Below are 12,809 nucleotides of genomic sequence, written 5' to 3'. Positions count from 1 at the left end.
CGAACACTGCGTTCCACCCGCGGCACATCTCCCCTAGGATCTCCGGCGTGAAGACAGCCCTGCTCAGCGCTCTGTCAGTTCCACTCCTGCTCATCGCACCGGCTACGGCCCTAGCCGATCCGGGCGATCCCCAGATCTTCAGTCAAGACGAAACATGCACGGCGACACAGGGTTTCGTCAACCAGGTGCGCAGCAAGACCCCGGACGCGACGCCGGATCAGATCGCCAACGCCTACATCGCGATCATGGATGCGAACGGCGCATACCAGGGGATCGAGGAATTCCGCGACAGCGATCGCGCAACGTTCCTGGACAACATGCGTACCTGCGGCCTCTGACCTACCACCGCTCCCAGTGCAGTACCTGCGCCCTCGGCACCCGGACGGCGGGTTTGAAGTCGGTGCCGAGGGTGTAGGCCAGCGGAATGAATGCCGCCAGCATCACCTTGTCGTACGGAATCCCGAGTGCCGCAGCGAGTTCGCGCTCCAGCGGACCCTGCGCACTGGTCCAGGTGGTGCCCAGTCCGCGGGCGCGGGCGGCGAGCATGAAGCTCCACACGGCGGGCAGAATGGACCCCCAAGCGCCCGACTGGATCTCGACCGAGGCGCGATCGGTTCGGCCCTCGATGGCCGGGATCACCATGGCCGGAACACGATGGATGTTCTCGGCGAGATAGCGCAGCCCGTCGAAGACCCGTTCGGTCGAACGCGGTGCATAGTTCATGCGCCACACGTCATCGGCGGTCAGCGGCTGTCCGGTCCCGAGGGTGAGCGCCCGACGGAAGATATCGCCGACCACTCGACGCTTGGCCCGATCGGTGACGACGATGAAATGCCAGCGCTGCCGATTACGTCCGGTGGGCGCCTGGGTTGCGAGATCGATGCACTCCTCGATCAGCGCATGCGGCACCGGACGGTCGAAATCCAAGCGTTTGCGCACGGCACGGGTCGTGGACAGCAACTCATCCGGGGTCAGATCCAGCGTTGTCATCGGTACTCCTCCGGCCGATTCGTGCAGACGATAAGACCGTATGACCACAAATCATCTGCTGTCAAACGATTGAGCGGCAGATGATCGATGGTAGGCTGACGCCACCGACAGTGAGGAACCATGGCCAAACCGACCTACTTTCCACAGCTCGCCGCCGAACGGCCGGATATCGCGCTGTGCCGCGCATCGACCGCCGTGGCCAGAGCAGGCGAAATCCACGCCGCAGCACAGGGTTTGGGAGTTGGGCAGCAGTTGGTTTTGAAGATGCTCGATGCCGTCGGCGCGTGCTCGCAGCAGACACTGAGCGCGGAACTGCGAATCGATCGCAGCGTCATGGTCAGCGTCTGCGATGACCTGGAGAAGTCGGATTACGTACGGCGCGAACGCAATCCGCACGACCGCCGCTCCTATGCCGTGACGATCACCGATGCAGGCCGTGAACGGCTACATGAGGCGGAGGCCGCGATTCCGGCCTATCTGGATGAGACCTTCGCAGCGCTGACCGCCGCGGAGCGCCGCCAGCTCACGGCGCTACTCGGCAGACTGTTGGTACCCATCGGGTGAGCGGCCGGGGTGTACCGACCGCTCACCCGACCTACGCGTCGGCCAGACCGAGGGTGTCGAGCACCCAGGCGTATTCGAAGGCGACTTCCTTCCACTTCTCGTAGCGGCCGCTGACGCCGCCGTGGCCAGCGCTCATTTCGGTCTTGAGCAGCAGCGGTGTGTCGCCGGTCTTGGTGGCGCGCAGTTTGGCGACCCACTTGGCGGGTTCGACATAGAGCACGCGGGTGTCGTTGATGCTGGTGATGGCCAGAATGGCCGGGTAGTCCTTGGCTTCGATGTTCTCGTAGGGCGCGTAGGACTTCATGTAGTCGTAGACGCCCTTGTCCGCCAATGGATTTCCCCACTCGTCCCATTCGATGACGGTGAGCGGCAACGACGGGTCGAGGATCGAGGTGAGCGGGTCGACGAACGGCACGTTGGCCAGGATGCCCTTGAACAACTCGGGTGCCAGGTTCGCCACCGCGCCCACCAGCAGGCCGCCCGCACTGCCGCCGTCGGCGATCACCCGGTCCGCGGAGGTAACGCCGGTATCGATGAGATGCCTTGCGCAGGAGACGAAATCGGTGAAGGTGTTCTTCTTGGTGAGCGTCTTGCCGTGCTCGTACCAGAGCCGCCCCATTTCACCGCCGCCCCGCACATGCGCCACCGCGAACACCATGCCGCGGTCGAGCAGCGAAAGCCGCGATACCGAGAAGGACGGATCCATACTGGCCTCGTATGAGCCGTATCCGTACAGCAGCAGCGGTTTCGGCCCCGCAGACAGACCCTTCTTGCGCACCAGCGAGATCGGAATCCGGGTGCCGTCCGCGGCGATCGCCCAATCCCGGTGCTGCTCATAGTCGTTCGCGTCGTAGCCGCCGAGCACCGGCTGCTCTTTGCGCAGCAGCAGCTCACCGGTAGCGGGCACATAGTCGAAGACCTGCATCGGCGTGATGAACGAGGTCAGCCCGATCCGCAGCGTCGGCTGCTCCCACTCCGGATTGGCGCCGGAACCGACCGCGAAGAGTTCCAGATCGAATTCGAGTTCGCGTCGCTCGCCGTAGCCGGATTCGGTCAGCGGCCAAATGGCAATGCGGGTCAGGGCTTCGCGCCGGTAGCTCAGCACCAGATGACTGGCGAACGGATCGATATCCTCGAGCCGCACATCGTCGCGATGGCCGATCAGCAGCGTCATATTCGACGGATCCGATACCGGCGCCTCGGCGAGTACGAAGTTCTCGGCCTTCACCCCGTCCACGACATCGTTGTGCAGGATCAGGAACCGGTTTTCGCCCCCGACCACCGCATGCTCTGCGGAGTACTCGACGCCGTCGCGGCGCGGAATGATGACCCGGAAATCCCCTTCCGGATTATCGGATTCGAGCACCCAGCCCTCGGTGGTGATCTTGGAGCCGACCCAGATCATCAGGTACTTCTCCGAGCGCGTCGCGCCGATGCTCACCCAGTAGCGCTCATCGGGCTCGTGGAAGACCTTGACGTCGTCATCCTTGCCCGTACCGAGCCGGTGCCGCCATACGGTGTCGGGCCGCCAGGATTCGTCGACCGTCTGATAGAAGACGTGCGTGCCGTCCAGCGACCAGGTCGCGCCGGGTGCGGTGCCCGCGATCTCGTCGGCAAGCACCTCGCCGGAGCGCAGATCCTTGAAGCGCAGCAGATAGCGCTCGTCACCGCTGGTGTCGACCGAGTACGCGAGCAGGTTGCCGTCATGGCTGACCGAGAACGCGCCCAGTGCGAAGAAGTCGTGGCCCTCGGCGACCTGGTTGCTGTCGAGCAGCACCTGCTCCCCGGGAATCTCGGTATCGACCTCGAGTTGCGGCGGGGTCCAGGCATCGATCCCCTCGGCCGCTGCATCGATGGGACAGCGGCAGTGCACGCCGTACTGCTTGCCCTCGAAGCTGCGCGAGTAGTACCAGTACTCGCCCATCCGGGTCGGCACCGAAAGATCGGTCTCCTGGGTGCGCGACTTGATCTCGTCGAAGATCCTGTTCCGCAGTCCGCCGAGGTGGGCGGTCTGCGCCTCGGTGTAGGCATTCTCGGCCTCGAGGTACGCGATGACCTCGGGGTCTTCTTTATCGCGGAGCCATTCGTACTCATCGATGAAGACGTCGCCGTGGTGCACCCGCTCGGTGCGCACCGTCTTGGCGACCGGGGCCGTCACATCACCCGGACCGGCGAGCGTTCCGATTCCACTGTCGAGAGCCATGGGCTCCACCCTACTGTTCGGGCTGCGCACCGCCCGCCGCTCGGAGGATCTCGTCGAGTACCGCGCCCGCCCGGTGCAGATCGGTCATGGCCTGGTCGATGCGGCGGCGCTCCTCGGCCAGCTTGTCCACCAGGAACGGTGTCGCCAGTTCGTTCGGCGTGCCGTCTTCGTCGTGGATACACGGCAGAAGCTGGCTGACGGTGTCGCTGCCGATGCCCGCGGCGAACATCTCGCGTATGCGCAGCACCCGCGCGACCGCCGACTCCGGATATTCGCGCTGACCACCGGAGGTGCGCTCGGATCCGAGCATGCCCTTGGTCTCGTAGTACCGCAGCGACCGGACACTCACCCCGGTCCGCACGGCCAGCTCGCCGATACGCATATCTGTACCGCCTCCCCGGACCTTTTGCCGACAAGTGAGTGCAACGGCAGTCCCGCTACGGTCCGGCGGTCGAGCACGAAAGGCCTGCTGGGCGTTCCTGACGAGTTACCCATGTGCTCCGAGATCAGCCATTGCGATATCGAGCTTACTTGACCTCACATCGATGTCAGGTTTTATGGTGCCGTCATGCAGCTATTGAGCGAATACCGCAACCATGTTCTGGCCCTGCCCAATCGCATCGTCATGTCACCGATGACCCGGTTGCGCTCGCATCCGGACGGCTCGCCCACCGCCGATGTCGTCGATTACTACGCGCAGCGGGCCACGGCCGGACTGATCGTGACCGAGGGCATCTGGCCGCATTCGACCGGCCAGAGCGAGGCCTGGGTGCCGGGCCTGCAGACGGGTCGCCATGTCGATGCCTGGCGGAAGGTCACCGATGCGGTACACGCGGCGGGCGGGCGGATCGTCGCACAACTGATGCACGGAGGTCGCAAGGGACATCCGCTGGCACGGGTCGACGGCTCGTGGCCCACCGGACCGTCGTCCGTGGTGGATGACGATCGGCCGCACCTGCTCGACGGCACCAAGGCCGATCCGATCACGCCGGCTGCGTACAGCCGTGCCGAAATCGCCGCCGTAGTCGAGCATTTCGCGGCCGCTGCGGCCAATGCGATGGCGGCGGGCTTCGACGGTGTCGAGATCCACGGCGCCAATAGCTATCTGCCGCACCAGTTCCTGGCCGACAACACGAATCTGCGTACCGATGAATTCGGCGGCTCGATCGAGAACCGCATGCGTGCACCGCTGGCCATCGTCGACGCCGTCGTCGGGGCCGTCGGATCGCACCGGACCGCCATTCGCCTGTCACCGGGCAACCCGCAGTTCAATATGTACGAGGCCGATCCGGCACCGCTGTACCGCACGCTGGTGGCCGAGTTGGATCGCCGCGACCTGGCCTATCTGCATCTGACCGATAACGACGACTATCCGGCGCTCGCCGATCTGCGGCCACGCTGGCACGGCACGCTCATCGCGAATATCGGTGAGAACCGCAAGCCCACCAGCGCGGACGAGGCCGAGACAGCGCTCCGGCAAGGGCTCACCGATCTGGTGTCGTTCGGACGCGCGTTCATTGCCAATCCCGATCTGGTGGAACGGATTACGCATGATCTGCCGCTGGCTTCGATCCGCGAGGCGCTGCTGTACGGGCGCGATGCGGCTGGGTACAGTGACTATCCGAGCTGGCAGTTGCGCGAAACGCGGTGCGCCTGATGGTCCGGCCGCACGGCCGCGCAGCCCACTAGGCTCGCGGCCATGCGCGCTGTTCACCTGCTGGCCGTCATCGGGATGCTGTTCGCCACAGCTGGAATCGGCGCGCTCGCACCGGCTTCCGCATGCGCGTGCGGCGGGGTCGCCAATCCACCGGGTCACCTGACGTCGGTGCGCGAGGAGACGGCGCTGGTCAGCTGGGACGGTCGGCGGGAGACGGTGCTCATGCGGCTCGCGCTGAAATCCGGCACCGACCAGGCGGCGCTGATCGTGCCGACGCCGAAACCGGCGACCGTCGCGGGCGGTTCCGCCGCGACCTTTACCGAACTGGCGAACTTGACCGCCCCCAAGGTCATCACCCAGCGTCGATGGTTCGGCTCGGGTTCCAGCGACACCGCGGGCGAGGGCGCTATGAGCGCTGCCGGTGGCGGCCCGACCGTCCTCGACCGCGTGCAACTCGGCCCGCTGGAGGCAACCACCCTGTCCGGCGGCAACTTGGATGGCATTCGAAAGTGGCTGAGCGACAACGGCTACGAGATGCGTCCCGAGGTGGTCGGCACCCTCGAACCGTATCTGCGCGAGGGCTGGTCCTTCGTCGCTATGCGCCTCACCAGCGCCCGACCGCTCGACGGCGCAATAGATCCGGTGCGCCTGAGTTTCGATTCGGATCGGTTCGTGTATCCGATGCGCATGTCGAGCGCCGCCGAACAGGCCCAGTACGTGCACCTTTACGCGCTGAGCGAGCACCGCTTGCGACGCTCCGATCCCGATGCCACCGCCCAGAGTGTGCGCGTCGATTTCGCAGGCCGGGTCGCGTCATCGGATCCAGAGCTCGCGCCGGTGACGACGAATGGCCGCAACTACCTGACCGAACTGCGGATTTCGATCGATAGCCCGGCGGATATCCGCTCCGACTTCGCCTTCGAGGCCGATACCAGTGACGCGGAGGTCTACCAGACGATCCACCGAACCGAGAACGTGGAACTATTCGGCGTGCCCGGGGGCATCGTCATCCTCGGCACGGTCTTCCTGGCCGCGATCGTCGTGGTATTCGCCATCGTCCGCGTGCTGCGGGCCTGATCTCAGGCTCCGATCGCCGGACCGATGGTCGGCCAGGAGGCATGCAGGGTGTCCTGCCAGTAGGACCAGGAGTGAGTTCCGGTCGGGCTGTAGTCGATCTCGGCGGGGATGCCGAGGGCACGCAGCCGCTGTTCGAACGAGATGACGCAGGTGTTGACGCCGACCTCGACCGGGCCGCCGAGGACGATGTTCTCGCCCAGTTGGGGTTTGACCTCGGCCTCGTGCGGACCGGGTATGCCGGTGCCGGTGGAGAGGTAGATCGTCTTGCCGCGCAAGCGATCCGCGAGCGCCGCCGCATCGTGTTCGGCCCAGGCCGGGCTGCCGGGACCGCCCCACATATTCACCGGGTCGCCGCCGCGGTTGGCGATGGAGAACATCACCGCACCCATGGCGAGAGTTGTGTCGGGACAGGCGCTGTAGCCCGCGATCGCCTGGTACAACTCGGGATGGCGGGCGGCGAGGATGAAGGCCGCATTGCCGCCCATCGACAGACCGCCGATGGCATTGACGCCATTGCCGTATCGGGCGTCGATGATCGGCGGCAGCTCCTCGGTCAGGAAGGTTTCCCACTGGTAGCGGCCGAATTTGGGATCGTCGCGCTGCCAGTCGGTGTAGTAGCTGGCCTGGCCGCCGACCGGCAGCACCACATTGACGTTCTTGCCCCGGAAGAAGGATTCGGCGTCGGTGGCATTGGTCCAGGTGCTCTGGTTGATGCCCGGATCGAGGCCGTCCAACAGGTAGAAGGACGGATGCGAGCCGCCGCCCGCCGGGTGCAGAACCTCGACTTGGATGATCCGTCCCATCGATGGCGACTCGATGAACAGCGCCGAGCGCGTCGAGCTCAGTTCATCGATTCGATCGATCCGTGCGGCCGATGCCGTGGCCGGCTCGACAAGCATCGGCCCCGTCAGCGCGATCGTAAAGGCCAGCACCGCAACAGCAATCTTCGTTCGCCGCACGAACCTACCTCCATCACCGCATGACAATGGCCTTCAACGTAGCTCACGTCGAGACGTTGGAGAAGAGACTCTTGATCCGGTGTTTCCGCGGCAAACTTTCCGGTAGGTAATAACTTTCACGGCAGTCACAGCCCGGCCCGGCGGCGGCTCAGCGATCGAGCGCGCCGCGGATCGAACTCGCCAGATAGTCCAAGTCAGCGCGGTGCGGACTGGTCGGCCGCCCACGTAATCCGAACCCGTCACCCGGCGTCCGCGGAATGACATGCAGGTGCACATGGAATACTTCCTGCCCCGCGGTCACGCCGTCGGCCAAGAAGAAGTTAACTCCATCACACCCCACCTCGCTGTCCCGCAGCGCCCCGGCCAATTTCTGCGCCACCTGGAACAACTTCCCACCGACCGCCGGATCCAATTCCGCCAGACTCCGTGCCGCCACCTTCGGCACCACGAGTAAATGCCCCGGCGTCATGGGCCGAATATCCATGAACGCCACCACATCATCGTCCTCATATACCCGGCTGGCCGCGGCCCGCCCGGCCACAATGTCCCCGAAGATCGTGTACGGATTCACGCCGATCACTATGGCCGGTCGGCTAGAGGATCGGCGACGGGGTATAGCGAGCGGCGTCCGGGTACTGGTCCACCAGCTTTTGGACGGCCGCGACGACATCCGAGACCTGGGCTTCGGCTGCCCCGACGAAGGCGGACTTGTCGGCCAGGGCGGCCTCCAAACCGGCGCGGTCCAAGGGGAAGCGGGAGTCGGTGGCCAGGCGGTCCAGCAGGTCGGGTTCGCGACCCTGTTCGCGCATGGCGAGGGCGACGGCCACGGCGTGTTCCTTGATTACCTCGTGGGCGGTTTCGCGGCCCACCCCGGCGCGCACGGCGGCGATGAGCATGCGGGTGGTGGCGAGGAAGGGCAGGTAGCGGTCGAGTTCGCGGGAGATGACGGCCGGGTAGGCGCCGAATTCGGTGAGCACGGTGAGGAAGGTTTCGATCATGCCATCGATGGCGAAGAAAGCGTCCGGCAGCGCGACGCGGCGCACCACCGAGCAGAAGACATCGCCCTCATTCCATTGCGCGCCAGCGAGTTCGGCGGCCATCGAGGCATAACCTCGCAGCACCACCTGCAGCCCGTTGACGCGCTCGCAGGAGCGGGTGTTCATCTTGTGCGGCATCGCGGAGCTGCCGACCTGGCCGGGCTGGAAGCCCTCGGTGACCAGCTCGTGGCCCGCCATCAGCCGAATGGTGTGCGCGAACGACGACGGGCCCGCACCTACCTGAACAAGCGCCGACAGCACATCGTGATCGAGCGAGCGCGGATATACCTGACCGACGCTGGTCAGCACATTCGCGAAGCCGAGATGCCGCGCGACCTGCTGCTCCAGCGTCGCAAGCTTGGCCGAATCGCCGCCGAGCAGATCGAGCATGTCCTGCGCGGTGCCCATCGGGCCCTTGATACCGCGCAGCGGGTAGCGGTCGATGAGCTCGCGCAGGCGGGTCAGCGCGATCAGCAGCTCGTCGGCGGCGGAGGCGAACCGCTTACCCAGCGTGGTGGCCTGGGCGGCCACATTGTGCGAACGACCCGCCATCACCAGCGCGTGGTACTCGGCGGCCCGCTCGGCCAGCCGCGCCGCCGCCGCGACACCGTGCCCGTGCACATGCTCGAGCGAGAGCCGGATCTGCAGCTGCTCCACATTCTCGGTGAGATCGCGGCTGGTCATGCCCTTGTGCACATGCTCGTGCCCGGCCAGCGCATTGAATTCCTCGATGCGCGCCTTCACATCGTGGCGGGTGACCCGCTCACGCTCGGCGATCGAGGCGAGATCCACCTGATCAATGACCCGCTCGTAATCGTCGATGACGCCGGCGGGCAGATCGATGCCGAGTTCGGACTGCGCCCGCAACACCTCCAGCCACAGCCGCCGCTCGAGCACGATCTTGTTCTCGGGCGACCAGAGATGCACCAACTCGGGGCTGGCGTATCGAGTGGCAAGGACGTTCGGGACAAGGCTCACGTCTTGTCAGTCTAGTGTCCGGAACCTGTCGACCTGCTGCGGCGTCGCGGGCGCGACGATATCGATGACCTCGAGCAACGCACCGCGCGCCATTCGCCTTGGCTCCGGGTCCATTTCGCTCAGCGCCGCCACTACGGCCCCGTCTACCACCGCGACCATCCTGCGCAACTGTTCCGCCCGAACCGCCCGATCGGAGCGGCGCAGCACATCGGCGAGCAGTTCGTCCAGCTGCGCCCTTAGTCGGAGCTGCACTTCCCGCAGCTCCGGATGCCGCGCCGATGCCACCGAACGCTCATAGCGCGCGATGAGCTGCCCGCGTGCGCCCTCGTCGTTTCCGTCCGACCCCACCAGCAGGTCCAACACCAGGTCGACGGTCGCTTCCGCGCCGCGTCTGCGGTGGCTTACCTCGCCGACCCGACGCCGCATCGCGTCCAGCTCCGCATTGCCGCTGAATTCGACCGCGCGCGCGATCAGATCATCGAGCGACTCGAAGTAGTACGTCGTCGACGCCAGCGGAAGGTCGGCGCGCGTTGCAACCGAGCGATGCCGCACCGCATCGAATCCGCCTTCGAGTAACAACTCGGCGGCGGCCGCTACCAAAGCCTGGCGACGCCGTTCGCCTTTCGGGGTCGTCGCGGTTATCACCGTGCCATCGTGCCAGTCATCATCAGTTCATCCGTGCGAAATCAGAGGAAACCCAAGGAGTGAAAGCCCAGCCATCGTTGTTTTACCGCATCTGCTCGTTCACGGTGCCGAACTGTGCAAACTCGTTGTCGGACAGCATGATCAACCACGCAGATAGTGACCCAGCCGAACTAGTGCCGCCTCGATGTCCGCGGTAGCTCCGGCAAAGGAGAACCGTACCGTCCGGTGCCCCGCCACGGTATCGAAATCGATTCCGGGGGCCAAGGCGACTCCGGTGTGGTCGAGCACCTCGGCGCACCACTTCCGGGAATCGTCGGTGAGGTGGCCGATATCGGCGTAGGCGTAGAAGGCGCCGTCGGCCGGGGCCAGCTCGGTGATACCGAGCTTGGGCAGCCCCTCCAGCAGCAGTTGCCGATTCACCGCATAGCGGCGAACGTGACCGTCGAGTTCCTCCTTGGCCTCGGCGCCGAACGCGTGCAGCGCCGCGAACTGCGAGACCGCGGGCGGACACACGGTCATATTGGATGCGAGCCGCTGCAGCGCGGGCCGCAATCCGCTCGGCGCCAGCATCCAGCCGAGCCGCCAGCCGGTCATCGAGAAGTACTTCGAGACCGAACCGATGACCACGGATTCGCGCGAGGTCTCCCAGGCCGATGACGTCCGGCCGCCGCTTACGCCCTGGTAGGTGATGCCGTGGTAGATCTCGTCGGAGATCAGCAGGGTGTCGTGCGCATCGCACCAGCGGGCCAGCGCGGCGAGCTCATCCGGAGCGATCATCGTGCCGGTCGGGTTGGCCGGACTGGCAACGATCAGACCCGCGGGCGGTTCCGGGAGCGTCTCCAGCATGGCGACCGTCGGCTGGAATCGGGTCTCCGCACCGCAATCGAGTTCGACTACGCGACAGCCCAGCGCGGTAAGGGAGTTGCGATAGGCCGGATATCCGGGCCTGGCCACCACGACGGTGTCCCCGGCGTCGAATGCGGCCAGGAAGATGAGGGTGAACGCACCGGAAGAGCCGGTCGTCACCACGACGTCATCGGGTTCGACGGCGTATCCGTAGGTATCGCGGTGGTGTTCGGCGATCGCCTCGCGCAGCGGCAGAATGCCGAATGTCTCTGTGTAGCCTAGTAATTCGGAATCGATCGCCGCCTTCGTCGCGCGTAGCACCGGAGCGGGCGCGGACGTCGAGGGCTGCCCGGCCGCCAGCACCAGCACATCGCCGTGCGTCCTGGCCCGTTCCGCGGCGGCTTTCCAGACATCCATCACGTAGAAAGGTGGAATGGTCGACCGGCGAGATTCTCTGGACACTCGACGTACGGTAGACGGTTCCGCACATCGGGTGTGCGCCGATACTCGGCTTTTGCCGAACTCGTCAGGTACCGAAATGCGACCGACCCGCGGTTCGGCATGTGCGTGGCATGCGGCGCGGGTTATTGTCGGCGCTAATGCTTGACGAGGCTCGCCGTGCGCGGCTGGACCGAGTACCCGGGGTGGGTGGCATCGGTGTCATACCCCCCGATTGGCGTGCCAAGTTGCGGGAACGGCGCGGATCCGAGTTGCGTAGGCGGGCGCGTTCGGTGCTCGGCGACTGCAAGGACGGCCTGGTCTGGCTGCGTCGGCAACCACTGCCCGACCTGCACGCGCTGTGGGAGGACCGGCCCAGACCCGACTATCGCGCGCTATTGCGCAAGCACCGGATCCTGATCGCGGGAGTCTGCGTCACGGCCGTATTCGCGGCGGCTGATTCCTCGTTCACCTGGGGCGTCACCGATCGCACGCCCGGCAAGGACGAAGCGCAACGCGTCGCCTTCGCCTATCCACAGCAGATGCAGTCGACACCGCCGTCGGTGAAGCGCTATCTGAATGCCATCGCCAACGGTGAGCGCATCCGTGAACAGGAGGTGGTCGCGGCCGCGGCCCGCACGACCCTGGAACGCGCCAAGGCCGAGGCGGCCGCGGCCGTGTCCGGTGGGTATCAGCCGTGGATGGCGGGCAGCGCGCCGGTCACGACGGGTTCGGTGCTGCCCGGCATCACCGGCATGGTGTTACCCACGCGCGGCACCTTCACCTCCGGATTCGGTTCGCGCTGGGGCACTTTCCACAACGGAATCGATATCGCGGGGCCGATCGGCACCCCGATCTATGCCGTCGCCGGCGGCACCGTCATCGATGCGGGACCCGCACAGGGATTCGGACTATGGGTGCGGATCCGGCACGATGACGGCAGCATCACCGTCTACGGCCATATGTACGACTTCTTCGTCTCGGTCGGCGAGCGCGTTCCGGCAGGTATGCAGATTGCTCGCATGGGCAACCGCGGTGACTCCACCGGGCCGCATCTGCACTTCGAGGTCATCGTCAACGGACAGCACGTCGACCCGCAGCAGTGGTTGGCGGTGCACGGACTCAGCTTCGGCTGAGTCTTTGGCCGCGCCTTCGGCGCGGCGTGTTCGCGGCCCCCTGTGTCTCGCGTCCGAGTCGTCGAGACTCGCGCCTGCGGCGCATGCGCTTCGACGACTCGGACGCGAGACGGGCCGCGAACGGTCGCTCGTAAGACTCGCTCCGTTGGGGTCGCTGATGGCGGATCGTTCGGCGCCTGATGGGCACGTGCCGGGCGGGCGGGGCCCCGTACCTGCGTCGCCCATGCGCTCCGACGACTCAGACACAAGACAGGCGAACGGGCCGCTCGTAAGACTCAC

General features: G+C 65.8%; 13 protein-coding genes. 5 read left to right on the top strand and 8 right to left on the bottom strand.

The features are described 5' to 3' along the window. Positions 1–47 precede the first annotated feature (47 nt). Entirely contained in the window at positions 48–338 is a 291-nt protein-coding gene (locus ACIBW7_RS39635) for a hypothetical protein (RefSeq protein WP_397055683.1), read from the top strand. 1 nt (position 339) lies between these two features. On the opposite strand, the gene ACIBW7_RS39630 is transcribed toward ACIBW7_RS39635, so the two are convergent. Beyond that, positions 340–990, bottom strand: a complete 651-nt coding sequence (locus tag ACIBW7_RS39630; protein WP_397055681.1) for a nitroreductase family protein — start codon at positions 988–990, stop codon at positions 340–342. Positions 991–1,110: 120 nt separating this feature from the next. On the opposite strand from ACIBW7_RS39630, the gene ACIBW7_RS39625 reads away from it, so the two are divergent. Further along, positions 1,111–1,554, top strand: coding sequence for a MarR family winged helix-turn-helix transcriptional regulator (locus ACIBW7_RS39625; RefSeq protein ID WP_397055679.1), 444 nt, complete (start codon positions 1,111–1,113; stop codon positions 1,552–1,554). A gap of 31 nt (positions 1,555–1,585) precedes the next feature. On the opposite strand, the gene ACIBW7_RS39620 is transcribed toward ACIBW7_RS39625, so the two are convergent. Beyond that, positions 1,586–3,757 (bottom strand): S9 family peptidase, encoded by a 2,172-nt coding sequence (locus ACIBW7_RS39620; protein WP_397055677.1) that lies wholly within the window; start codon positions 3,755–3,757, stop codon positions 1,586–1,588. Positions 3,758–3,767: 10 nt separating this feature from the next. Further along, a complete protein-coding gene (locus ACIBW7_RS39615; RefSeq protein ID WP_397055675.1) occupies positions 3,768–4,139 on the bottom strand; it encodes a MerR family transcriptional regulator in 372 nt (123 codons plus the stop codon). Between the two features lie 186 nt (positions 4,140–4,325). Between ACIBW7_RS39615 and ACIBW7_RS39610 the strand changes: the two genes are divergently transcribed. Together ACIBW7_RS39610 and ACIBW7_RS39605 are read left to right on the top strand one after the other, a co-directional pair. Next, positions 4,326–5,414: an alkene reductase gene (locus tag ACIBW7_RS39610; protein WP_397055673.1), complete on the top strand. Its 1,089-nt coding sequence runs from the start codon at positions 4,326–4,328 to the stop codon at positions 5,412–5,414. A gap of 42 nt (positions 5,415–5,456) precedes the next feature. Then, positions 5,457–6,491 (top strand): DUF2330 domain-containing protein, encoded by a 1,035-nt coding sequence (locus ACIBW7_RS39605; RefSeq protein ID WP_397055671.1) that lies wholly within the window; start codon positions 5,457–5,459, stop codon positions 6,489–6,491. Between the two features lie 2 nt (positions 6,492–6,493). On the opposite strand, the gene ACIBW7_RS39600 is transcribed toward ACIBW7_RS39605, so the two are convergent. The 5 genes from ACIBW7_RS39600 to ACIBW7_RS39580 form a co-directional block, all read right to left on the bottom strand. Continuing rightward, positions 6,494–7,450, bottom strand: a complete 957-nt coding sequence (locus ACIBW7_RS39600; protein ID WP_397055669.1) for an alpha/beta hydrolase — start codon at positions 7,448–7,450, stop codon at positions 6,494–6,496. A 148-nt stretch (positions 7,451–7,598) separates the two neighbouring features. Next, positions 7,599–8,021: an HIT family protein gene (locus ACIBW7_RS39595; RefSeq protein WP_397055667.1), complete on the bottom strand. Its 423-nt coding sequence runs from the start codon at positions 8,019–8,021 to the stop codon at positions 7,599–7,601. Between the two features lie 22 nt (positions 8,022–8,043). Next, entirely contained in the window at positions 8,044–9,465 is a 1,422-nt protein-coding gene (purB, locus tag ACIBW7_RS39590; RefSeq protein ID WP_397055665.1) for an adenylosuccinate lyase, read from the bottom strand. Positions 9,466–9,471: 6 nt separating this feature from the next. After that, on the bottom strand, positions 9,472–10,110 hold the full coding sequence (locus ACIBW7_RS39585; protein WP_040686341.1) for a TetR/AcrR family transcriptional regulator: 639 nt from the start codon (positions 10,108–10,110) through the stop codon (positions 9,472–9,474). 141 nt (positions 10,111–10,251) lie between these two features. Further along, positions 10,252–11,418, bottom strand: a complete 1,167-nt coding sequence (locus ACIBW7_RS39580) for a pyridoxal phosphate-dependent aminotransferase (protein WP_397055662.1) — start codon at positions 11,416–11,418, stop codon at positions 10,252–10,254. 137 nt (positions 11,419–11,555) lie between these two features. Between ACIBW7_RS39580 and ACIBW7_RS39575 the strand changes: the two genes are divergently transcribed. Next, on the top strand, positions 11,556–12,530 hold the full coding sequence (locus ACIBW7_RS39575; RefSeq protein WP_397055660.1) for a M23 family metallopeptidase: 975 nt from the start codon (positions 11,556–11,558) through the stop codon (positions 12,528–12,530). The last annotated feature ends 279 nt before the right edge of the window (positions 12,531–12,809 follow it).

The sequence above is a fragment of the Nocardia sp. NPDC049526 genome (assembly GCF_044465765.1).
Classification (GTDB): Bacteria; Actinomycetota; Actinomycetes; order Mycobacteriales; family Mycobacteriaceae; genus Nocardia.
Note: the sequence above shows the minus strand (reverse complement) of the source record. Positions and strands in the feature narration are given on the sequence as shown.